The organism is Oribacterium sp. NK2B42 (genome assembly GCF_000424445.1).
Lineage (GTDB): Bacteria > Bacillota > Clostridia > Lachnospirales > Lachnospiraceae > Oribacterium.
Window position 1 is genome coordinate 16,123 of sequence record NZ_AUJX01000017.1, and the last position, 23,516, is coordinate 39,638.

Genomic DNA, 23,516 nt, shown 5'->3' on the forward strand with positions numbered 1-23,516 from the left:
TACTTATTTAACAGATCCTGTGATACCCTCTGCAAACTGCTTCTGCAGAATGAAGAAAATGATCATAGTCGGTACTGAGCAGAAAAGAACGCCCATCATAAGTGTACCGTAATCAACTGTATAACCGGCTGCAAGATTAGCTATAAGCATCGGCATGTTCATGGCACTTGTATCGGTATTCATTACTACCTTTGGCCACATGTAGGAGTTCCAGGCATTCATAAAGCTGATAACAGCGGCTGCGGCATAGGTGGATTTCATTACCGGAAGATACATGCGGAAGAATATGGCCAGCTCTGACAATCCATCCAGTCTTGCAGCCTCCATGATATCTACCGGGAAGTTTCTTGAGTTCTGTCTGAACATCATGATCATAAACGGTGTCGAGATAGAAGGAAGTATGAAAGCCCATACTGTGTTAAGGAGGTGAGCATCAGATATCATACGGAAAAGAGGTATCATGGTTGCTACCTGAGGTACCATCATCGCAAGAAGCAGTATTCCGAAAAGCTTATCCTTTGCCTTGTCGTGGTAAAGCTCAAAACCATAGCCTGCCAGTGAACAGATAAAGAGGCAGAGTACTGTCTGAACTATAGAATACTTAAAAGAGTTGGCAAGGGACTTAAAGAGCGGCTCTGCAGCAAGAAGATTCTTAAAGTTTGTTGCCGCGTATGTTCCGAACACAATCTTACCTCTTGCAACCTCGATGGAGGCATTGGTGGCAGCAGTGATCATCCAGTAAAGAGGAAACACTGAGAAAAGGCACCAAAAGACAAGAAAGATATATGTTGGTATCAGACGTTTCTGTATAGCAGAAGAATTTGCTTTTATTAATTTAGTATCAGTCACGTTTGTCACCTACTTTCAGATTGATAAATGCAAGAACAGCAACCATTATAAATACTATGAAGCTCAATGCTGATGAATAACCGAAGTTACCTACACCCTGTCCAAAGGAGTTATTGTAAATATAATGTGACATGGTAATAGTGGAGTTTGCAGGTCCGCCTCCCGTAAGGTTCATAGACTCATCGAAGAGCTGCAGTGTACCGTTGATGGACATGATAAATGTCATTACGATGACCGGTCTTAAAAGAGGAACCGTGATGCCCCAGAAGGTTTCCCATCCGTTAGCGCCGTCGATCTTGGCAGCTTCATAAACCGAATACTCGATATTCTGGAGACCTGCCAGATAGAAAACCATGTTGTATCCGGTCCATCTCCAGATAAGCGCGATGATGATAACCATCTTTGCTGACCAGGGAGTTCCCAGGAAATTGAAATTTTCCTTAAAGATCCCTAAGTTTACAAGAACCGAATTGATGAGTCCCTGAGTGGCAAATAGCGATTTAAAAATCAATGCATACGAAACAAGCGATGTTGCACAAGGCAGGAATACCATTGTACGGAAAAGTCCACGAAATATTAAATCCTTATTATTGAGAAGCTGTGCAAGCAGGATTGCAAGTACAAGCATGATAGGAACCTGTATCAGGAGATAAAGGAAAGTATTACCTACCGAACGGATAAACAGCTTATCCTGCAGCATACGGGTATAGTTATTGAAAATCGGTGTTGTCCACTGTAAAGCAGCCGGAGATCCCTTCTTTAAAGAAATGATGAAGGCCTGGAACATCGGATAAAAATTCAATACAAAGATCAGTATCGTTGCCGGAAGCAGGAAAAACCATCCTGCTCTATGCTGCTTGGCAAGAACACTGGTTTCTTTACTGTTTGTGTTCATAAAAGTTCTCCTTTTTTTGATAAAATAAGGGCGGGGAGGTATCATTTTCTCCCCGCCCAATAAGGGGTTAACCCTGCATTGCAAATCTAACCTGATCTTCAGCATCCTTTATGGAAGCATCTGCATCAGCACCATTGATGATGTTCTGAATAGCAGCTGCAACCTGTGTACGTGTAGGATAGTGATAATCACTCTGCTCTACTACAGGAACATTGGCACTCATCTTAACGATCTCTGCATAAATAGGTGTGTTGTTGAAATAAGGAACACCCTCATTGTATACTGCAGACTCACCAGCCTTAGCTGAACATGTGATAACACCGCCGTTCTTAAGAGCTGCGTCATAGGTTTCTGTAGAACCTGCGCCAAATGTCTTTGCAAGGAAGTCCTGAGCAAGCTCAAGGTTCTGGCAGTTTGATGTGATGTAAAGTGAAGAACCACCGTTTGAAGCGAAGCCCTCTTTGCCGTTTCCTTCAAGAGTAGGCATGCTTGTGATCTCCCACTTTCCGCTGTTATCAGCTACCTGCTGGATTGTAGGAATGATCCAGTTACCATTCATAACACCGGCAACCATATCACCAACGATAGTCTGATCTGTGTAATCTGACCAGTCGTTTGCAAGGTAGATAACATTATCCTTAGCGCCTCTTACGATAACATCGATTATCTTCTTGAAGGTTTCATTCTCTGAAAGGTTAATGTCTCCATCCTTGAACTGTGAAACACCTTCAGCCTGGAGCATCATGTAAGGAAGATCGTTTCCGTCTCCGTCCATGGAAAGAAGATATTTGCCTGTTGTGTCGTAAACCTTCTTACCGATCTCGAGCCACTCATCCCATGAGATACCCTTCATGTCGTCGATGGTGTAGCCTGCCTGCTCAAGGAGATCTGTCCTGTAAGCGAATATTACTGTTCCGTTATCTACAGGCATGCCATAATGAACACCGTCGATGGTTGAATATGAAAGCTTCTCAGCTCCGAAATCATCCCAGTTTACATCAGCGCCTTCAAAGCTTGCCCATGCATCAGGGAAATCAGTAACATACTTCTTAAAATAGTGATCCTGGAAAAGAACGATATCGGGAAGTGTGCTGTAATCGCCGGCTGAGCCTGCAAGTGTTACTGCATTCTCAACATCAGATGACTGTGACTGCTCAACGATGTTAAGCTTGAAATCAGGATTGACATTCTTCTGGTAATCAGCTTCAGCTGCCTGAAGTGCAGGAATGTTGAAGTTCTTGTCCCATGCGTAAACTGTAAGTGTATTGGCATCCTCTGATGCAGCTGCAGTAGCCTGTGTTTCACCGGCAGCCTGTGTTTCACCGGCAGCCTGTGTCTCAGCGGCAGCTTTTGTTTCACCGGCAGCTTTTGTCTCAGCAGGTGTTGCAGGTGCCTCAGGTGATGGACTGCAGGCTGCAAGTGAAGCAACCATTGTTCCGGCTATAATAGCAGATACTATTCTCTTCTTCATAAATATTTTCCTCCAATTTGTGCAATCTTTATTGTTTTTTGGGGTTGATTGCTTTAACTATGTGTATTTTAACAGTAAACAATGCATAAATGTTCACGATTTTGCCTATAATATATTCATTTTCGACCATGATTTGATCCGTAGTTGAAAAAGCTGTTTTTTGGAACTTATTTTAAGCCTTAAAAAGTTGTTATTGATGTATATTTAACAATTTTGAAGGCATTTTCACTCCGGTTTTTCACTTTAAACCAATAAAAAGCCGCCCTTTTCAGGGCAGCTTTAATTAACAGTTGTTTTTGAACCGTTTATGGTTGTTTATGACTTTTACGCAGTTTTTACTGCATGAACCTTTTCATTCTTCTTGATGATAGGAAGAATTACGCCAAGTGCTGTAAGTACACAAGGAGTGATGATATTAAGAGCCATTGTGAACGGATCTGTGTCATAAACACCAAGTAAGCAGCAGGCTGCTGTTACGAAGAAGCACCATCCTCCGGCTACAAGTGCAAGAGTGTTGTTCTTAACAAAACGATACTCAGGATTGTACTTTTCTCCTGCCTTACGAAGGGCGATATATGCAGTGAATACCCAGAGGTATCTCATAGGCATACATACAGAGTTAAGCTTTGTAAGCTGCTTAAGAACTGCGGCAGCACCGGGAACGAAAGACTGGATAAGGATGATAGCTCCTGAAAGAACTGCTACCATCTTGATACCATTTATGTATGCGCCCGCATCATTCTTCTTAAGAAGAGCTGTAGGGATAAACTCCTGTGCGTCTTCATTATCAAGAAGCATACGAAGCGGTGCGTCGATACTGATGACAAGTGTTGAAAGCTGGCCTACCATGTTACATACAGCATAGATGATGAGAAGTGTATCACCGATACCATAGTAAGCTCCCAGCTTCTGGAAAGCCCAGTATGAACCGTTTGAGACATATGCGTTAAAGTTCTCATTGATCGCTACAGGGTCAAACATCATACCCATAGCGACAGTTCCAAGGATAGCACAAACCACAACCATGATGGCAAGTGTGATCATTGCTCTCGGGAAGCCCTTGCTTGGGTTCTCTACCTTATTAACATAAGGTGAGATCTTCTCACATCCGCCTACTGCGAATACAAGGATGGAAAGTGATGTGAAATACTTTACATCAAACTGCGGAATAAGGTTCTTCATGCTGAAATCCATAGATACATAATCAGCACCGGGATTTATGGCCCGGGCAGTGAAGATCATGATTATATACAGGATAGACATCACAAACATACTTGTTCCTGCGATGGTGGCCAGCTTCTTTAAGGGATTGAGACCGCGGCTGGCAACCCAGCAGAAGAAAAGAAGTACCGCAAATGTCACGAGCTGAACTGCCAGGGTCGGGAAGGTATCATAGGTCTCAGCATTACGGAATACTGCCCAGCTGAGAGCCTTAAGTCCGCCTGAAGACTTGCTGGCAATATATGTGATGTGGCAAGCCCAGTAGGTCCAGCCTGCATAGTAGGCAAGCTTGGGGCCTGTGGTCTTAAGGATCCATGAGCTGACTCCGCCGCCGGACTCCTTGAAGGCTGATCCAAGCTCACCAACCATAAGTGCATATGGGATGAAGTAAAGTGCGAACATAAGGATCCAGCTGAAAATAACCTGGATACCGTTGAAGTAGACGAAACCATTCAGAACGTTTCCAAATCCCCACACTGTTGAAAACGCCATGAATGCGAGAGTCGTCCAAGTGATACGTTTTGAATCCATAATAAAACTCTCCTTTTCATAACCGCAAAGCTGATTCATACTTTGCTTTTTATTTATGTTTCTCCAAACACATAATGTTTGAAAAATCAAGATGCCCTTATTCGAGATCACATCCCCTTCAGTAAAACCGCTTGAACATGAACATCTCTTGATTCATGGTTTTCCGACCAGGCAACCTATTCCCCCATCGAAAAGCCGTGTCTCCGATTAGAACTTAAGCTTGTAGTTACCGTTTCCTGTACCTTCCATGGTCGAAGAGAACAGAACTCTTGCTGCTTCTATAAGATATGCCGTATCCTTTGCACCAGCTGTCTCGTAGGGTGAATGCATGGCAAGCTGAGGGAGTCCGATATCAACCGTATTTAATGCAACCTGACTCTGGGAAATGTTTCCGAGGGTGGAACCCCCAAGCATGTCGGAGCGGTTTGTAAATACCTGGAAAGGCACATCCGCTTCCTTACAGATAGCCCGCATTATCGCGCCGGATATGGCATCGGTCGTATATTTCTGATTTGCGCTGTACTTGATAACGATTCCCTTATTGAGATAAGGGCGGTTTGTAGGATCTGATTTTTCGGCATGGTTAGGATGTACGGCATGAGCATTATCCGCCGATACAAGGAAGCTTGAAGCGATGCTCATGAGGTACTCCTCTTCCGACTTGCCCATGGCGCTGTTTATGCGGCGGAGTGTATCCTTAAGAAATGTTCCGGCTGCACCCTGTTTGGTTCCTGAGCCAACCTCTTCGTTATCATACACACAATGAACCGCAACAGAATCCTTAGGTTCTGCTTTGAGGAAGCCCTGGAGGGATGCATAGGCACACTGAAGATCATCCAGCCTGCCGCTAGCCACGAACTCGTTGTTAAGCCCCAGCATCGTACCCTTCATGCGGTTGTACAGGAACAGGTCTGTATCCAGAATATCCTCTGCCTTAACCCCGGCCTCCTGAGCAATCATCTTAATGAATACATCAGACTCCTCACCCTTCTCACAGAAAAGGGGAAGCATATCAACCTGTGCATTGAACTTGTAGCCGTCATTTACCTCGCGATTCATGTGTATGGCAAGATTGGGAATGATCAGAAGATCACGATCTATGTTTACAAGTCTGGTCTCAATGCCCTCTTCCGTACGGACAATTATACGGCCTGCAACAGAAAGCGGCCTGTCAAGCCAGGGTGCACAGAGCATTCCGCCGTATTTTTCAACATTAAGCTTTATATACTGCTTGTCCATGGTTATCTCAGCATTATTCTTGATCTTAAACACAGGCGAATCGCAGTGGCTTGCCATCATCTGAAAGCCTGTGTAATCCTTCTTCGGAATGCGGAACGCTATCACAGCCGAATCATTTCTTGTTACGTAGTAGCCTTTTCCCGCCTCAAGTGCCCACGGCTTTCCCTCATATAAACGGATAAGTCCGGAAGCCTCCAGCATCCTGCACATATTATTAACGGCAAAGAATGCATTGGGACTGTTGTCAAGAAAAGCTATGAGTTCTTTATTCACATCATCAAAATTCATTGGTTTCTCCTCATATTAAACATATGCCCTTCAAACTCTTACCTGAAAAAAGTATTCAGATCCGAGCAGCTTCTGAAATTGAATCTATAAACAAAATTCATCCTTAAATTTAATATAATTTATGTCAATATTTAACATGCCTGCCGATTATATCATTTTGTTTAATAATCCTCAACCTGTTGCTTTCATAATGTTTTCCGCAATATATAAGTCTTTTTAATACATTTGATAATCTCATGTTATGTCTTTTATTCTTTCAGCGAATACATCTGTCCGCGCAAAAAGGACATCCTGTCATCGCCGCTTTAAATCGTTGATGAACAAGATCACCAAAAAAGCGCCGATTGAAGGATGCCCTTTTCATATTCTGTATACAGTATAAGATGTCTGTAATGTCCTTTGGTTTTTTGAACTATCTGCCCAAAAGCTTTGTGACCGTAAGCTGAGCCATGGTCTTTTCAGGATAAACTATCTCATCCGCACCTATCTTTTTAAGTACCTTTCCCATGCGCTCCGAGCCGGCCTTTGCTATAACCTTGTGTACTCCCTGCTCCTTTGCAACCATGATGCACATGATGCTGGGATCCATGCTGCTTCCCATACATACTATAACTGCATCCATATTCCCAAGGCCAAGCTTCTCAACGGCATCCGGATCCGAAAGATCACAGGCAACAGCGATCTCAGCTATATCAGATAACTGATTGATAGTCTCTTCACTCTTATCTGCGATAAGCAGGTCCACGCCATTCTCAAAAAGCGCCTTTGCCGTGAATTTTCCATATCTCCCAAGTCCCAATACTGCAACTGAAAGTGTTTTTTTCTCTGACATATTTCCTCCCGCATGATCAAAAATCTATTTCATATATAATCGCATATTTTTTGTGGGTTTACCTAACATGAAGATGCAGATCTGATCGACCCCACACGAACACTATCTTTAAAACTCCAAAACAACAGACCGGGCAGCCGGAGTTAAATCCCATTAAGCTAATGTTTCCTTTGACGATCCCATCATCCCATGTAGTATTTACCTTCCGCAGTGGCCAGAAGCTTCTTCCCGGTCTTTTGCCCTCTGAAGAACATTACCAAAGATATAGGACCGATCCTTCCGAGATACATGGCGGCGATTATGATCAGCCTTCCTGCCGGCGTGAGAGTCGATGTAAGATTTCTGGAAAGACCCACAGTGGCTGTTGCACTGACGGTTTCGAAAAGTGCATCCGTCATGAGGATTCCGTGATCCGTAAACATTAACATGATACTGAGAAGTGAGGTCACAAGAAAGCTTATAAGTATGACAGCAACAGCCTTCCGTATGGTTTCTTTAGAAAATGACCTGTTGAAGACCACAGGCTTTTCGCGATCCCGAAGGAAACTGATGGCATAAAGGATAAGTGCAAAGAAAGTGACCGTTTTGACGCCTCCGGCTGTTCCCATGGGTGAGCCGCCGATAAACATATATATCAATCCGAAAAGGGCAGTTACCTCTCTTAATCCCTTTTGGGGAACTGTCATAAACCCTGCAGTCCTGAAGGTTACGGACTGGAAAAAGCTGTTCCAGATCTTACCGCCAAGGCTCATTCCCTGCATGGTTCCCGGATTATCCCTTTCCGCAAGAAATGTAAGTACCGCTCCGCTCACTATAAGTGCCGTTGTCAATGTCAGCACAAGCTTAGTCTGTTCATGAAGCCGGAAACGCCTTACCCCTTCGGTTTTTTCGAACAACGCCTTTACCTCATTGATCACATCAAACCATACCACAAAGCCAAGTCCGCCCAGAACGATAAGAGTCATGGTAACGGACAGAAAAAAGTAATTTCCTGAATATCTGCATAGGCTGTCGGATCCTATCACATCGATACCGGCATTACAGAAAGCAGAAACCGAATGGAATATCGAAACATAGATACCCTTGGCATTACCAAACTCCGGTACAAAAACTATCGCCGACAACAGCGCCCCTATGCCCTCAACTATCAGTATATCCTTCACGACTCTCCTGCAAAAAACCGCAACGCCCTTTATGGAGTCAAGGTTAAAGGAGTCCATCATCAGCACCCTTGTTTTAAGAGACAGCCTCTTATGCATGAGCATCATAAGCACCGCTGAGAGACATACAACTCCTATACCTCCCACCTGTATGAGCACAAGGATCACGATCTGCCCAAACAGTGTCCAGTGTGAGAATGTATCCACCACCACAAGACCTGTCACGCACACAGATGTCGTTGCAGTAAAGAGTGCCGTCAAAAAATCCGTTTCCTCCCCCGGCACCGTCGCCCACGGAAGCATCAGAAGCAAAGTCCCCGAAAGAATCGCCGATAAAAAACTAAGTGAGATCACCTGAGTCGTACTCAGCTCCGCCTTCCGCTCCTTCTTTCTTCTATATCTTACGCTCTTGTCCCCTTCACTCATCGCTTTCATACCCACAGTCCTAATAATATTATCGCTGATGCATCCATTGGTATAAGTATAGCATTACATACGCATTGGTTTAACAATTTTATGAAGGATATAATTCCAACGAAATCTACTCTAAGCCAACCTTCCCCAGTGGATTATGAAACACAGAAGATCTTTGTTTTCTCAATAACTGTTACAATTCATTTATTTTTTCGTCCGGGTAACACAAAAAGCGCCGGGGACATAAACCCCGGCGCCGAAAACGCGTAACGTTTTAAATTAATCTCTAGGATTGCTGATCTGAGCCTGAGCTGCAGCAAGACGTGCAACAGGTACACGGAACGGTGAACATGATACATAATCAAGACCGATCTTGTGGCAGAACTCAACAGATGAAGGATCGCCGCCGTGCTCACCGCAGATACCTACGTGAAGCTTAGGGTTAACCGGCTTTCCAAGCTTAAGAGACATCTCCATAAGCTTACCAACACCAGTCTGGTCAAGCTTAGCAAACGGATCTGACTCGAAGATCTTCGTATCATAGTAAGCATTAAGGAACTTACCTGCATCATCACGTGAGAATCCGAAGGTCATCTGTGTAAGGTCGTTTGTACCGAAGCAGAAGAAATCAGCTTCCTTAGCGATCTCGTCAGCAGTAAGAGCTGCTCTAGGGATCTCGATCATTGTACCAACCTCATACTCGAGCTTAGCACCTGCAGCTGCGATCTCAGCATCAGCTGTAGAAACAACGATATCCTTAACATACTTAAGCTCCTTAACCTCGCATACAAGCGGGATCATGATCTCAGGCTTAACATTCCATTCAGGATGAGCCTTCTGAACCTCGAGAGCTGCACGGATAACAGCCTTTGTCTGCATCTTAGCGATCTCAGGATATGTAACAGCAAGACGGCATCCTCTGTGACCCATCATAGGGTTGAACTCGTGAAGTGAGCTGATGATAGCCTTGATCTCTTCTACAGACTTATGCTTTGCATCTGCAAGCTTCTTGATCTCGTCCTCAGTTGTAGGAACGAACTCGTGAAGTGGCGGATCAAGGAATCTGATTGTTACAGGGCAGCCCTCAAGAGCCTCATAAAGAGCCTTGAAGTCATTCTGCTGGTAAGGAAGGATCTTCTCAAGAGCTTCTTCTCTTTCCTCAACTGTATCTGAGCAGATCATCTCGCGGAATGCAGCGATTCTGTCTTCCTCGAAGAACATGTGCTCTGTACGGCAGAGACCGATACCCTCAGCACCCAGCTCTCTTGCCTTCTTGGCATCAGCAGGTGTATCAGCATTAGTACGAACCTTAAGCTTTCTGAACTCATCAGCCCAAGCCATGATACGTCCGAACTCGCCTGCGATCTGAGCATCTACAGTCTTGATCTGTCCGTCATAGATATTACCGGTTGTACCATCGATGGAAATGAAATCTCCCTCGTGGAACTCCTTACCGCCGAGAGTGAACTTCTTGTTCTCCTCATCCATTACGATATCGCCGCAGCCTGATACGCAGCACTCACCCATACCACGGGCAACAACGGCAGCGTGTGATGTCATACCGCCACGAACTGTAAGGATTCCCTGAGCAGCCTTCATACCTGTGATATCCTCAGGTGAAGTCTCAAGTCTTACAAGAACAACCTTCTCTCCTCTTGCAGCCCACTTCTCAGCGTCATCAGCTGTGAATACAACCTTACCGCAGGCAGCTCCCGGAGAAGCACCAAGTCCCTTTCCAAGTGGTGTTGCAGCCTTAAGAGCAGCAGCATCAAACTGAGGGTGAAGAAGTGTATCAAGGTTACGAGGATCGATCATGGCAACAGCCTCTTCAGGTGTCTTATGTCCCTCGTCTACAAGATCACATGCGATCTTAAGAGCTGCAGGAGCTGTTCTCTTACCGTTACGGCACTGGAGCATGTAGAGCTTCTTGTTCTCAACTGTGAACTCCATATCCTGCATGTCATGATAGTGGTTCTCAAGAGTTTCACAAACCTTGATGAACTCTGCGTAAGCCTCAGGGAACTCCTTCTCCATCTGAGCGATAGGCATAGGTGTACGAACACCTGCAACTACGTCCTCGCCCTGAGCATTGATAAGGAACTCACCCATGAGCTTGTTCTCACCTGTAGCCGGGTCACGTGTGAATGCAACACCTGTACCTGACTGGTTGTTAAGGTTACCGAATACCATCGGCATAACGTTTACAGCTGTTCCCCATGAATAAGGAATATCGTTGTCACGGCGATATACGTTGGCACGCGGGTTATCCCATGAACGGAATACAGCCTCGATAGCAAGCTTTAACTGCTCTACAGGATCTGAAGGGAAGTCCTTTCCAAGCTGCTTCTTATACTCAGCCTTGAACTGCTCTGCAAGCTCCTTAAGGTCAGCTGCTGTAAGATCAACGTCGAACTTAACACCCTTCTCCTCTTTCATCTTGTCGATAAGCTGCTCGAAATACTTCTTACCAACCTCCATAACTACGTCTGAGAACATCTGGATGAAACGACGATATGAATCATATACGAAACGCTCGAATGCAGGATCAGGATTGCCCTTGATCATAGCTGCAACTACTTCGTCATTAAGACCAAGATTAAGGATAGTATCCATCATACCCGGCATAGATGCACGGGCACCTGAACGGACTGATACTAAAAGAGGATTCTGGAGATCTCCGAACTTTTTGCCGTTCTCCTTCTCCATCCATGCTACGCCTTCCATAGCCTGACCCATGATCTCGTCGTTTATCTTACGACCATCCTCATAGTACTGAGTACAAGCCTCTGTTGTGATTGTGAAACCCTGTGGAACCGGAAGTCCGATCTCGGTCATCTCTGCAAGGTTTGCACCCTTACCTCCAAGTAAGTTTCTCATGGACATGTTACCTTCTTTGAAGGTGTAGACCCATTTTTTAGCCATTGCTGATCCTCCTAATATTACTTCTTTGTTTTTATATGTCTTTGTATACAGAGTTACCCATTAAATGCCAGTAAAATAGGATAACCCTTACAAAAAGCACCTTTGAATTTTCCCATTCATTCGGGAAAATCACCATTGAGATTATACTCGACTAATTTTTCTTAGTAAAGGAAACATTTTTATGAAAACGGTTACAATTAGTATTAATTTTCTATAAATAAAAAAAACCTTGGAAATTCTATGAATAACCAAAGAATTTCTAAGGCTTTTTGTCTTATACGCAGTGTAAACAGCGCAAGAAACAAGAGCTATATCACAATATAAATCAGTTTACACCTTAAATCTGTACCCCACTCCCCATATGGTTTCGATATACTGAGGTTTTGCGGAATCCATTTCGATCTTTTCCCTTATCTTTTTTATATGTACGGTTACTGTGGCGATGTCTCCAACTGAATCCATCTTCCATATCTCCTTGAAAAGCTCAGACTTTGTGTACACATGGTTTGGATGAGAAGCAAGGAAATATAAAAGATCAAACTCCTTGGTAGTAAAGGTCTTTTCTTCATTGCCAACCCATACACGTCTTGCGGAAGGGTCTATCTTCAGGCCGCGGATCTCGATAAGATCGTTTCCTTCTTTTCCGTTGCCGACCAGTCTTTCATATCTTGCAAGATGTGCCTTGACTCTGGCCACAAGCTCTGATGCCGAAAATGGCTTCGTCATATAGTCATCGGCACCAAGTCCCAGTCCGCGGATTTTGTCAATGTCATCCTTTTTCGCAGAAACGATAATGATAGGGATGTCTTTAACCGATCTTACTTCTTTACAGACTTCAAAGCCATCTTTTCCCGGCAGCATAAGGTCAAGAATGATGAGATCAAATTCTTCATTAAGAGCTTTCTCAAGACCGATATCTCCGTCATTTGTAATGGTTACAGTAAAGCCGGAAAGTTCAAGATAATCTCTCTCCAGTTCGGCAATGGACTGTTCATCTTCAACTATAAGAATCTTTCTTTTATCATCATCCATTTAAATCAACCTCCTGTACACTGCGGATATATTTCCTCAAAACAAAATTTATCGTTGTACCTTCTCCCTCAACAGATGTTGCCCATATGCGGCCTCCGCTGTCTTCAACTATTTTTTTGACAATGGATAATCCTATGCCCGATCCGCCCTTCATGGAATTTCTGGAGCTGTCTGCTCTGAAAAACCTTTGGAATATATATGGCAGATCTGTCTTTGCTATGCCCTTTCCGTTATCGCTGAGACTTACCTGTATGAAATCTCCCGCATCCTCCAGTACCAGCTCAATCCTTTTCTCTTCCTTGTCCATGTACTTTACGGAATTTGAAACGATATTGTTGATGACTTTTCTAAGCTGCTCCGGATCGGCTATCATTTCCACATCCCGGGATACCTTATTCTCAAAAGTGAATGTGATCTCCTGGGACTCCATATCAAGCCCTATTTCATCAGCACAATCCTGGAAATAATCCTGTACCGGCATGTGCTGAAAATCATAAGGTATCTTATTGGACTCTACCTTAACATAATACCTAAGTTCATCTATGAGGCGGTCCATATCATTCGCTTTTATATTGATGGTCTGAATATATTTCTTCTGCATCTCGGGGCTCTGGGCAATGCCATCCAGTATCCCCTCCGAGTAACCCTTTATAGCCGTAAGCGGAGTTTTCAGATCATGGGCAATGTTTGAGATCAGCTCTCGGTTGGCATTGTCATTGCATATCTTCTCCTCCTGGGTTTCCTTGAGCCTCATGCGCATCTCATCAAAGGCCTGCATCAGCTCGCCAAATTCATCATTGGTCTCAGCCTCAAGGGTGAAATCCAGATCGCCTGATTCTATCTTTTTGGCTGCCGCCTTCAGTTCATCCACAGGTTTCACGATACCCATATAGATCCAGCATATAAAAAATAGTCCGGCAATTATAAGTATCATCACGTTCATGCTCATGGTGGTATAACCCCTGAACATCAGATACATAAGTATCAAAGGAAGGATGGTACTAATGCAAAAGCTTACCGCCACCCGTCCCATCAGTCCGACATGTTTCATGCTGTGTCCCTCTATAAAATTTATAAATCTAACCTAATTATAACATAACTATTATATGAAAAAAAACTCCCAACATCATATTAATGTCGGAAGTTTTTACTATAATTAATATAATTTATCAGAATGCAAGCTTCTCTTCGAAATAGCTCTTAAGCTGATCGATGGCGATACGCTCCTGCTTCATGGAATCTCTCTCACGGATGGTAACACAGTGATCATTCTCTGAGTCAAAATCATAGGTTACGCAGTAAGGAGTACCTATCTCATCCTGTCTTCTGTATCTCTTTCCAATGTTTCCTCTGTCGTCATACTCAACATTCCAGTACTTGGCAAGTTCATCGTGGATAGCCTGAGCACCCTCGGCAAGCTTCTTTGAAAGAGGAAGGACACCTATCTTTACAGGTGCAAGTGCCGGATGGAAGTGAAGAACTGTTCTCTCATCACCGCCCTCAAGCTCCTCTACATCATAGGCTGCGCAAAGGAATGCAAGAGTTACACGGTCAGCCCCAAGTGAAGGCTCTACAACATACGGAACATAATGCTCATTTGTCTCATCATCAAAATAGGTCATATCCTGACCTGAAACCTCCTGATGACGTCCAAGATCATAATCGGTTCTGTCAGCAATACCCCAAAGCTCACCCCATCCAAACGGGAACAGGAACTCAAGGTCAGTTGTTGCCTTTGAATAGAAGCTGAGCTCTTCCTTCTCATGATCTCTTGCACGGAGCATCTCCTTAGGCATTCCAAGGCTCAGGAGCCAGTCCTGACAGAACTGCTTCCAGTATGCAAACCACTCAAGATCTGTGTCAGGCTTACAGAAGAACTCAAGCTCCATCTGTTCGAACTCTCTTGTACGGAATGTGAAGTTACCCGGTGTAATCTCATTACGGAATGACTTACCGATCTGACCGATACCGAAAGGAAGCTTCTTACGGGAAGTTCTCTGAACATTCTTAAAGTTTACGAAGATACCCTGTGCAGTCTCCGGACGGAGATAAACTGCGTTCTTTGCATCCTCTGTTACACCCTGGAAGGTCTTGAACATAAGGTTGAACTGACGGATACCTGTAAAGTTATGCTTACCACATGAAGGACATGCTACCTTGTGATCCTCGATGAATTTCTCCATCTCTTCGTTTGACCAGCCGTCAACTGAGCCTTCAAGCTCAAGTGCGTTCTCTGCTGCGAAATCCTCGATGATCTTGTCTGCACGGAATCTCTCGTGGCATTCCTTACAATCCATAAGAGGATCAGAGAAGGATGCGAGATGTCCTGAAGCAATCCAGGTCTGAGGGTTCATAAGGATAGCACAGTCGATTCCGACATTGTACTTTGACTCCTGAATGAACTTCTTCCACCAGGCTTTCTTAACGTTGTTCTTTAATTCAACACCAAGATTTCCATAATCCCATGTGTTGGCAAGTCCGCCGTAGATTTCGGAGCCCGGATAAACAAATCCTCTTGACTTTGCAAGGGAAACGATAGTGTCCATTGTGTATTCTTTTGCCATTTTTTCCTCTTTCTGCCGCCGGAGTGCGGCTAAGAATAAAGTATTTAGTTTCACGCTTCTGCGCTGTTTTTCACTATACAACCTGGAGCCGAAAAAATCCAGTTAAATCTGTTCACCCTTAACGGGCGGACAGAGCCAGAGGGCATCCAGCTACAACCGAATCGCTTCGTCAGAAAAATCTAAAATCGAACCCCTAAGAACCACTAGGCCCTCGCCAATGTCTGAGTTTACTTTTATGAAAACTCAGACTTGGCGAGGGGGCTAAGGAAAAGGAACCAAGTGGTTCTAAGGGGTTCGATTTTGATTTTTCATGACTCAGCTCAACGGTTGTAGCTGGATGCCCTCTGGCTCTGTCCTGTCTTTCTCGACCGGTACAATTCTCATCTGAGTGTTTTCAGTATCTCCAGCGATCTGAAGTTATGCGGCATCACGTCACCGAGGAGGGCGTCGACATTGGAAGCAAACTCCTCGAAAACCTCCTGTTTAAGTGTGAAGGTGTAAAGCTTCATAATGGGTGTCGACAGGACGTACTGCCAGGCAAAGGCACAGGCCTGGGAGCATGGGAAGGGCGGTTCCTCCGTGTACTCACCGCTTATATAAAGGAGTCTGAGTTCATATACTCTTCTCACCAGCTCATTATCAAGATTTGAATTCAGTATGGCCTTTAACGAAAGGAAAATAAGGTTCACCATCTCCGAGGCTTCCAGATTCTCCTGGGCAAGGTAGTCGGCAAATTCCAGCACATAGGAGCCGTAGCAGGCATTAACAAGATCCGTGGCTATCTCCTCAAAGTAATTATTTACTTTGATATCCCTAAGGTTGTAGCCGCTTTTTCCTGCTGTCAGGGTAAATGTCCCGAAAACGAAGCTTCTTGTGGCTGCCATAAACCGGGATCCCGGCTTTTTTGCTCCCGCCGCCCAGACAGTGATCTTTCCCTGTTCATTTGTAAGTACAGACAGTCTTTTATCAAAGTCACGGGATGGTGCCGAGCTCAGCACCACCCCGTGAAGTTCTAATTCATCACGCATATTTTCTCCTGAGAACCGTTTCCGGTCCGGAATTACGTTTCATCCTTGTAGCCGTAGTTTTTCAGGAATGTGTCCGAATCTCTCCAGTCCTTTCGTACCTTGACAAAAAGCTGGAGGTTGACCTTGTCGTCCACCATTTTTTCTATCTGGATACGGGCGCCTGTGCCTATACGTTTAAGCATTGAACCGCCCTTTCCTATGATAATGCCTTTATGGGCATCCCTCTCGCATACTATAGTAGCTTTTATATCCCAGAGGCCGTCCTGTCTCTGGTGCATCTGGTCTATGAGAACCGCTATGCCATGAGGCACCTCGTCATTTAACTTGCGGAGTGCCTGTTCCCGGATAAGTTCCGCTGCGATCTCACGCATGGACTGATCCGTAACAGTATCCCGGTCATAATATCTCGGTCCCTCAGGCAGGTACCTGAAAACAGCATTCTTGAAACCGTCAATGTTTTCGGCCCTTGATGCAGACAAGGGAACTATCTCTGCAAAATCCATCAGAGTTTTATATTTTTCTATGGCAGCTTCAAGCTCCTCAGGCTTGTCCTTCATGGTGTCTATCTTGTTCACCACAAGTATCTTCGGTTTCCCTGAGTTTTTGATGACCTCAGCTATATGCTGTTCCCCTGCTCCGATATAGGTTGTCGGTTCCACTAGCCAGACGATGACATCCACATCCTTAAGTGTATTTTCGGCAACATTGTCCATGTACTCCCCAAGCTTGTTTTTTGCTTTATGTATGCCAGGAGTATCCAGGAAAATGATCTGTCCGCGGTCATCGTCATAGACCGTCTGTATCCTGCCTCTGGTGGTCTGCGGCTTGTTGGAGACTATTGCGATCTTCTGACCTATGACATGATTCATAAGTGTAGACTTTCCGACATTCGGTCTTCCAACCAGGGCCACGAAACCGGTTTTTATCTTTTTATCTTTCATATATTTCCCATTAAATTAGTTTTGCTTAAAGAGTTCCTCTGTGGTGTAGAACTTATCCTTATTGTCCTCAATAAGCTTGTTGTTTCCAACAGTACATGCCGCACCTTTCTCAAGGATTTCCTTTGCGTAATCTGAGAGTGCATTAATCTTTGCCTCGCTTGTTGCAAGGATCTGGTCTCTCTCCTCCTGAAGCATGTCATTGGTTACATGTGACAGGAATGCGCTTAAGGTCAATGCAGCCTTTGCGGAATTTGTCCTCGGTGTATCAAGCTCGGAAATAGCGCCTATGATGTACTTTGTCATATCTCTTTCCGAAGTCTTGAAGTCCTTGATGAACTTAGGTATGCCCTCGTAAATATCCAGAGTCTCCTTAAGATGAGGATCTCTGTAGGATACAAAATAACCTTCACCTGATCTTCCGAAACCTGACATACATCCGTAGGCTCCGCCTTTGACACGAAGATTGAGCCAGAGATACTGGTAATTCAGAATCACCTTAAGTACCTTAAGGGCACCTGTATACGGATGCTTCTTTGTATCATAAAGACCTGATCTTGCGACATAGTTAACCTGTGACGGAGTCTTGAAGCCTTCATTGAGATTACCGCTGAGTGTAAGCTGCGGCAAAGCCTTTCCGGCTGAAGCCTTGTATGGTTTGAAACCTTTATCAAGCTTTCCTGCCTTCTCTTCCAGCTTCCGGATGCCCTGCTCAAAGTTCTTTTTGAACTTAGGGAATTCCTTTGCGAAGGCATCATTACCCTCTTTCTCACATGCAAGTGATATAAACATATTTTCAGGTCTGAAGAGCTTGCAGGCCACTTCCCTTAACTTCTTCTGAAGTGTCTTTTTATCCTTCTTAAACTCATCGGATATTCTGTTGATGAAACGGTAGTAGCTTATGCCCCCGGTAAGGTCAGCATATCTTCCGGTTGCGGAAAAATATGAGGTTGCCCTGTTAACGGCATAGCTGTGGCTTGAGCCTTCAACCTTCATTCTTTCTCTTGAACGGGCCTCGTTCAGGATTTCCTGCATCCTCTTATCATCTTCAAATTTTGTTGTATGAACGATCTCGTTAACTATATCGAGACCGAAAGAAAAGCCATCATACAAAAGCTTTACATCGATACTGAAGATACCAGTGTACCAGCCATACTTACTGATATTGGGATAAGCACTTGCGTCAAAGTTGATGCCTCCGGTGTTCAAAAGGATGTCGGAAGTCAGATCCTGATAAGTATGCTTTTCAGTATCCATATAGCCGAGAACTGTCTTCAAAAATCCTGCGTATGGAAGCTCCTCTTCTGTAAGGCAGGCTGTATTGAAATTGAATCGGAGATAAGCAATACCTCTTGTTTCAAGCTCGGTACCGATAAGAAGTGTGTCGGAAAGCCGTGTTTCCTTCCAGCTGAAGGTCTCTGCCTTTTTATCTATATCGCTAATGCTTAAGAGCGGCAGCTTCTCAAGATTCTCTTCGCTTGTAGGCTCCTCCTGATACTCCTTGAGCATCTTTGTATCGGAAACACACTTTTTGATCTCTTCTTTTGACATCTTTGCCTTAACGGCTGCCAGCTTTTTCTTTAACTCCTCCTCACGTTTCTCCGTAAGACCTCTTTCCGGCTTACAGATAACCAGGGCTGAATGCTTATTTCCGAGAAGATATTTCTCGATAAGCTTCTCGAAATAGCCTTCTTCAACATCTTTTCTGAGCTCTTTATAATATTTCTCACAGAAAAGATAATCCCATGGCTTTCCGCCATAGAGCCAGGTATCAAGTGATGTAAGGCTGTAGACAAGCCCCTTTGGAGTACGTCCGTAATCAGCCTCTCTGTACTGAAACTCGTCATGATTTATTGCAGCCAGTAATGTCTTCTTATCAAGTCCCTCTTTTGCAAGTTTCTTTAAAGTACCCTCAATTATCTCCAGGAATTTTTTCTTGTCTTTCTTATCGGTCCCCTTGGCAGTAACAGAGAAATATGGCTGTTTGATTCCGTCCTGAAAGCCTCCGAAGATATCTTCTCCTATGCCTGCATCGATAAGTGCCTGCTTAAGAGGCGCTCCCGGAGATGAAAGAAGTGCATAATCCAAGATGTCGAGAGCAAGGTTTGACTTGCTGTCCAAAGCGTCCACTACTACATTCCATGAAAGGTATGTATTTTTCTCAAGAGGTTCATTTTCACCCACAGAATAGGAAATCTCTTCCTCCTGCATCTTATCGAAGGGCTTCTGTGCGGCAATGTCTGAGTTAGGCTCGATGGCTGTATACTCTGAAAGATATGCTTTATCAAGCCACTCAAGCTTCTTCTCCATATCCATATCGCCATACAGGAAAATGTAGGAATTGGAAGGATGATAGAAACGGGCATGGAATGCTTTGAAATCCTCAAAGGTAAGATCCGGGATGTTCACAGGATCTCCGCCGGATTCATTACCATAAGTTGTATCCGGGAAAAGCGCATGCATGATATAACGCTCAAGTACTGATTCGGGATTTGAAAAAACGCCCTTCATCTCGTTGTAAACAACACCGTTATAGATAAGGTCATCCTTCTCATCCTGCATTTCATAATGCCATCCCTCCTGCATCATGATGCGGGGATCCTTAACGGAATTCGGATGGAAAACCGCATCCATGTAGACATCCATGAGATTATCGAAATCCTTATCGTTTCGTGAAGCGATGGGATAAACCGTCTTATCAGGATAGGTCATGGCATTTAAAAATGTATTGAGGGATCCCTTGGCAAGCTCAACAAAGGGATCCTTCAGCGGGAATTTATCGGATCCGCAAAGGACAGAATGCTCCGTGATGTGCGCAACTCCTGTGCTGTCTTCTGCCGGCGTGCGGAACGCTATGCCGAACACCTTATTGTCATCAGAGTTTTTCATGGTGAAAATTCTAGCTCCGCTTTTCTTATGCCTGTAAATGCAGGCATCCGTTGATAACTCTTCTATCCTCTTTTTTTCTATCAGCTCATAATTCTTCATGAAGCCTTTCTCCTCTCTTTAACGCTTTTTCAAGCCGTAATATCTGACACACAGATACAAATCTGACAGGCTCTTATATAAAACCGGGTATCCCGGAATACCGGGGTAATGATCGAAAGCTCTGCCTTATGGATTAGATGCCGGTTTAAATATTACCTATAAGTCTGTCCTTAAACAGGGCAACCGCTTCCCTTACCGCCAGATGAACAAGCATCAGCTCATCTGTCTTTGTGGCCATGGGGCAGGCATCCATAACACCATATTTTTTTGCGATCTCCTTTGCACGCAACAGATTGAAATCCGAGGTAATGATACCTATGGACAAAGGACGTTCCACTCCGACAATTATATCATCTCTTTTTGGGGTTTGTCTCATAAATGGTTTACCCGGGTGCCGGAGCTTTTCGGCAAGGAGCTTTTGTTCATGATCCTGATGAATTGTCATCAAGGAAAACCCTATCTTTTCCTGAGTGGAATCCGAATAGAATTCCAAAAGGAGGTTTTTGTCGGGTATCCCTGCATTTATCATGTAATGATACATGACCGTAGCTTCCGTGTTTCTCCCGTACTCACTCCTGCCTCCCGACAGTACAAAAACCGTGTTGGGATTTTCCTTGGCATATTCTATGGCCCGGTCCAGTCTTCTTTCCAGTGATTTGGAAATCTTGTTGTCAACGAGATTTGTTCCCACGACTATTACATAATCAAGATTGTTCTGCACCCTGGTGTATGCATTGGAAAATATCACCGCAAGTATGGTCAGAAGAGTCACAACAGAGAGACCGTAGCTGGCAAAGTAGAAGACAAAGGGTCTCAGGGGGATTTCCTTTTTTTCCTTAAACTTCTTTCTGACATATCTCACCATGAAAAACATAATGAAATTCAACAACGCAAATAACGGCCAAAACCACATAAAAGAGGTCAGGCCGTATTCAACAAATATCAGAAATACGTATGCAAGCGATGCTATTCCTATTGCTACAAAGATTAGTTCCATAAGATGTTTTACCTTTTAAGGCTGTTTTGGAGCCCCTCCGCAAGATATGAAGTCAGATTTCCCCGGATCAGGCTTTACTCCACGTCCTGTTTCTCCGGAGTTGTTTTTCTGATAATGTCTCCGGCTTCAGGCGCTATCGAAAATCTCACCTTGATCTGCTGGCATGCATGAGGGCAGGAATCCTGAGGTACATCTGTTTCTGCATCACGGATCTCAAGTACTTCGATAGGGATATCCTCACCGTTCGGCTTCATTATCTCTATCATCTCTCCCACTGAGAACTTGTTCTTCTGTTCAAGATAACTCCAGCCTTCCTCATCGCTGCGCTTTATGGTTCCGAGATAAACAGACCCTGTTACATAGGTATTGTTATCATAGATATGGTCATCGGCAGAGGGCTTTCCGTAATAGAAGCCTGTGGTGAACTCACGATAGGTACACTTTGCTATCTCAGACTTATACCACTCCATATTGGCTCTGTACTTCTCTTCGCTTTCCTTAAGATCGTCAAGAGCCTTACGATAGGTTCTGGCAACGGTCGCCACATAAAGAGCCGTCTTCATTCTTCCCTCGATCTTAAGGGAATCAATGCCTGCATCTATGAGCTCAGGCACATGCTCGATCATGCAGAGATCCTTTGAGTTAAAAATAAATGTGCCCCTCTCATTTTCATAAATCGGGAAATACTGTCCCGGTCTCGTCTCTTCAACGATATTGTACTTCCAGCGGCAGGGATGTGTACACTCTCCTCTGTTGGCGTCTCTTCCGGTGAAGTAATTGCTGAGCATGCATCTTCCGGAATAAGACATACACATAGCACCATGGATAAATGCCTCGATATCCAGTTCCTCAGGGATATGCTGTCTTATCTCCTTGATTTCCTTGAGACTAAGCTCTCTTGCGCATACCACACGCTTTGCCCCGAGCTTCCACCAGAAAAGGAAGGTTTCATAATTGGTATTGTTTGCCTGGGTTGAGATATGAAGCTCTATGGAATCCGGCAGAACCTCCTTTGCGATCATAAATACACCGGGATCTGCAATAAGGACTGCATCGATGCCTGTTGTGGCAAGCTCCTTAAAGTACTCTCTGACACCTTCCATATCACCATTATGCGCCAGGATGTTTGCAGTTACAAACACTTTTACATTTCTTTCATGTGCAAATTGAACGCCCTCACGAATCTCGTCAAGAGTAAAATTCTTGGCATTGGCACGGAGTCCGAAAGCCTCTCCGCCGAGATAAACAGCATTTGCCCCATAGTTTACAGCAGTTTTAAGTACATCCAGTGATCCTGCGGGGATCAGCAGTTCAGTTTCCTTTAACATTATTTTTCAATCCTCTCCTCATTTATTAACCTCAGCGTTTTACACTTATGGAAATGCCGTCGCCATCGGCAAGTATGGCAGTTTCCAACAGTTCGTTATGCTTCAGCTCAAAAAGATATTCTCTCATGCGGCTGTGGATGGTACGGTCCCGCCTTTCCACCTGATACCGGCTTTCTATGATACGGCCATCCTGAAGGATGTTGTCGCTGAAAAGCACTGCCCCCTTCGGCAGCATCTTTATGATATCCGGAAGCCACACTATGTACTGGGCTTTTGCGGCATCCATAAAGATAAAATCAAATTTTTCGCCGTTCTCTGCAAAGCTTTTTATCACTTTGCCGGCATCATCATTAATGAGCCTGATCCTGTCTCTGTATATGCTTCCGGAAATGTTTTTAACCGCCTCTTTAACTCTCGGCTCATAGTTTTCCACTGTGATAATGCTTCCGTCCGAAGGCTGCACCTCTGCCATGGTCAGGGCAGAATAGCCGACAGCCGTGCCTATCTCAAGGATCCTCTTCGGCCTGAGCATAGTTATGAAACATTTAAGAAGCGCCGCCGTTTCATCCCTTATAATGGGGATTTCCGCCGCAAGCGCTTCTTTTCTTACATTCTCCAGAAGCTCACTCCGATCAGGTTCAAGTGAATGTATATAATTCACAAGTTTCTCGTTTACGATCAAAGCTTCACTTCCTCTTTATAATACTGTATAAGTCCTGCACACATTTTATATAAAGCTGTGCCGGAGACTATACGTGATCGGTGCCGGTGCTGTCCGGATACTACTTTCCTTTGCAGTAAAATCCTAAGTGTCAAAGA

General features: G+C 44.3%; 17 protein-coding genes. All 17 read right to left on the bottom strand.

What is annotated here, in order from left to right; translation table 11 throughout:
• Positions 1 to 3 precede the first annotated feature (3 nt).
• Entirely contained in the window at positions 4 to 849 is an 846-nt protein-coding gene (locus tag G625_RS0107315) for a carbohydrate ABC transporter permease (protein WP_330365008.1), read from the bottom strand.
• Positions 842 to 1,744, bottom strand: coding sequence for a carbohydrate ABC transporter permease (locus tag G625_RS0107320; protein ID WP_029200606.1), 903 nt, complete (start codon positions 1,742 to 1,744; stop codon positions 842 to 844). Before G625_RS0107320 ends, G625_RS0107315 begins: the two co-directional genes overlap by 8 nt.
• Positions 1,745 to 1,811: 67 nt before the next feature.
• On the bottom strand, positions 1,812 to 3,215 hold the full coding sequence (locus G625_RS0107325) for a sugar ABC transporter substrate-binding protein (RefSeq protein ID WP_029200607.1): 1,404 nt from the start codon (positions 3,213 to 3,215) through the stop codon (positions 1,812 to 1,814).
• Positions 3,216 to 3,539: 324 nt separating this feature from the next.
• Entirely contained in the window at positions 3,540 to 4,967 is a 1,428-nt protein-coding gene (locus tag G625_RS0107330; protein ID WP_029200608.1) for an amino acid permease, read from the bottom strand.
• 207 nt (positions 4,968 to 5,174) lie between these two features.
• Complete coding sequence (locus tag G625_RS0107335) at positions 5,175 to 6,494, bottom strand: M18 family aminopeptidase (RefSeq protein WP_029200609.1); 1,320 nt, start codon at positions 6,492 to 6,494, stop codon at positions 5,175 to 5,177.
• 412 nt (positions 6,495 to 6,906) lie between these two features.
• Entirely contained in the window at positions 6,907 to 7,326 is a 420-nt protein-coding gene (locus G625_RS18840) for a potassium channel family protein (protein ID WP_049895790.1), read from the bottom strand.
• 182 nt (positions 7,327 to 7,508) lie between these two features.
• Positions 7,509 to 8,921 carry a TrkH family potassium uptake protein gene (locus G625_RS0107345; protein ID WP_242826611.1) on the bottom strand — a complete coding sequence of 471 codons (1,413 nt, stop codon included), beginning with the start codon at positions 8,919 to 8,921 and terminating at the stop codon, positions 7,509 to 7,511.
• Positions 8,922 to 9,179: 258 nt separating this feature from the next.
• On the bottom strand, positions 9,180 to 11,822 hold the full coding sequence (gene ppdK, locus G625_RS0107350; protein ID WP_029200611.1) for a pyruvate, phosphate dikinase: 2,643 nt from the start codon (positions 11,820 to 11,822) through the stop codon (positions 9,180 to 9,182).
• Positions 11,823 to 12,152: 330 nt separating this feature from the next.
• Complete coding sequence (locus tag G625_RS0107355) at positions 12,153 to 12,854, bottom strand: response regulator transcription factor (RefSeq protein ID WP_029200612.1); 702 nt, start codon at positions 12,852 to 12,854, stop codon at positions 12,153 to 12,155.
• A complete protein-coding gene (locus tag G625_RS18845) occupies positions 12,847 to 13,905 on the bottom strand; it encodes a sensor histidine kinase (RefSeq protein WP_044931971.1) in 1,059 nt (352 codons plus the stop codon). Before G625_RS18845 ends, G625_RS0107355 begins: the two co-directional genes overlap by 8 nt.
• A 118-nt stretch (positions 13,906 to 14,023) precedes the next feature.
• Positions 14,024 to 15,418: a glycine--tRNA ligase gene (locus G625_RS0107365; protein WP_029200613.1), complete on the bottom strand. Its 1,395-nt coding sequence runs from the start codon at positions 15,416 to 15,418 to the stop codon at positions 14,024 to 14,026.
• Between the two features lie 380 nt (positions 15,419 to 15,798).
• Positions 15,799 to 16,446, bottom strand: coding sequence for a DNA repair protein RecO (recO, locus tag G625_RS0107370; RefSeq protein WP_029200614.1), 648 nt, complete (start codon positions 16,444 to 16,446; stop codon positions 15,799 to 15,801).
• Positions 16,447 to 16,478: 32 nt separating this feature from the next.
• Positions 16,479 to 17,387 carry a GTPase Era gene (gene era / locus G625_RS0107375; RefSeq protein ID WP_029200615.1) on the bottom strand — a complete coding sequence of 303 codons (909 nt, stop codon included), beginning with the start codon at positions 17,385 to 17,387 and terminating at the stop codon, positions 16,479 to 16,481.
• A gap of 15 nt (positions 17,388 to 17,402) precedes the next feature.
• Positions 17,403 to 20,372 (bottom strand): insulinase family protein, encoded by a 2,970-nt coding sequence (locus tag G625_RS0107380; RefSeq protein WP_029200616.1) that lies wholly within the window; start codon positions 20,370 to 20,372, stop codon positions 17,403 to 17,405.
• Between the two features lie 145 nt (positions 20,373 to 20,517).
• Positions 20,518 to 21,369 (bottom strand): YdcF family protein, encoded by an 852-nt coding sequence (locus tag G625_RS0107385; RefSeq protein ID WP_029200617.1) that lies wholly within the window; start codon positions 21,367 to 21,369, stop codon positions 20,518 to 20,520.
• Positions 21,370 to 21,443: 74 nt separating this feature from the next.
• The gene (locus tag G625_RS0107390; protein WP_029200618.1) at positions 21,444 to 22,697 is read right to left on the bottom strand and encodes a peptidase U32 family protein; all 1,254 of its coding nucleotides are present in this window, start codon (positions 22,695 to 22,697) and stop codon (positions 21,444 to 21,446) included.
• A gap of 31 nt (positions 22,698 to 22,728) precedes the next feature.
• On the bottom strand, positions 22,729 to 23,379 hold the full coding sequence (locus tag G625_RS0107395) for an O-methyltransferase (RefSeq protein WP_029200619.1): 651 nt from the start codon (positions 23,377 to 23,379) through the stop codon (positions 22,729 to 22,731).
• Positions 23,380 to 23,516 lie beyond the last annotated feature (137 nt).

Coding starts and splice junctions, on each gene's coding strand:
- G625_RS18845 (WP_044931971.1), bottom strand. CDS start 13,905: ATGAAACATGTCGGACTGATGGGACGGGTGGCGGTAAGCTTTTGCATT.
- G625_RS0107355 (WP_029200612.1), bottom strand. CDS start 12,854: ATGGATGATGATAAAAGAAAGATTCTTATAGTTGAAGATGAACAGTCC.
- era (WP_029200615.1), bottom strand. CDS start 17,387: ATGAAAGATAAAAAGATAAAAACCGGTTTCGTGGCCCTGGTTGGAAGA.
- G625_RS0107380 (WP_029200616.1), bottom strand. CDS start 20,372: ATGAAGAATTATGAGCTGATAGAAAAAAAGAGGATAGAAGAGTTATCA.
- G625_RS0107330 (WP_029200608.1), bottom strand. CDS start 4,967: ATGGATTCAAAACGTATCACTTGGACGACTCTCGCATTCATGGCGTTT.
- G625_RS0107390 (WP_029200618.1), bottom strand. CDS start 22,697: ATGTTAAAGGAAACTGAACTGCTGATCCCCGCAGGATCACTGGATGTA.
- ppdK (WP_029200611.1), bottom strand. CDS start 11,822: ATGGCTAAAAAATGGGTCTACACCTTCAAAGAAGGTAACATGTCCATG.
- G625_RS0107365 (WP_029200613.1), bottom strand. CDS start 15,418: ATGGCAAAAGAATACACAATGGACACTATCGTTTCCCTTGCAAAGTCA.
- recO (WP_029200614.1), bottom strand. CDS start 16,446: ATGCGTGATGAATTAGAACTTCACGGGGTGGTGCTGAGCTCGGCACCA.
- G625_RS0107320 (WP_029200606.1), bottom strand. CDS start 1,744: ATGAACACAAACAGTAAAGAAACCAGTGTTCTTGCCAAGCAGCATAGA.
- G625_RS18840 (WP_049895790.1), bottom strand. CDS start 7,326: ATGTCAGAGAAAAAAACACTTTCAGTTGCAGTATTGGGACTTGGGAGA.
- G625_RS0107345 (WP_242826611.1), bottom strand. CDS start 8,921: ATGAAAGCGATGAGTGAAGGGGACAAGAGCGTAAGATATAGAAGAAAG.
- G625_RS0107385 (WP_029200617.1), bottom strand. CDS start 21,369: ATGGAACTAATCTTTGTAGCAATAGGAATAGCATCGCTTGCATACGTA.
- G625_RS0107335 (WP_029200609.1), bottom strand. CDS start 6,494: ATGAATTTTGATGATGTGAATAAAGAACTCATAGCTTTTCTTGACAAC.
- G625_RS0107325 (WP_029200607.1), bottom strand. CDS start 3,215: ATGAAGAAGAGAATAGTATCTGCTATTATAGCCGGAACAATGGTTGCT.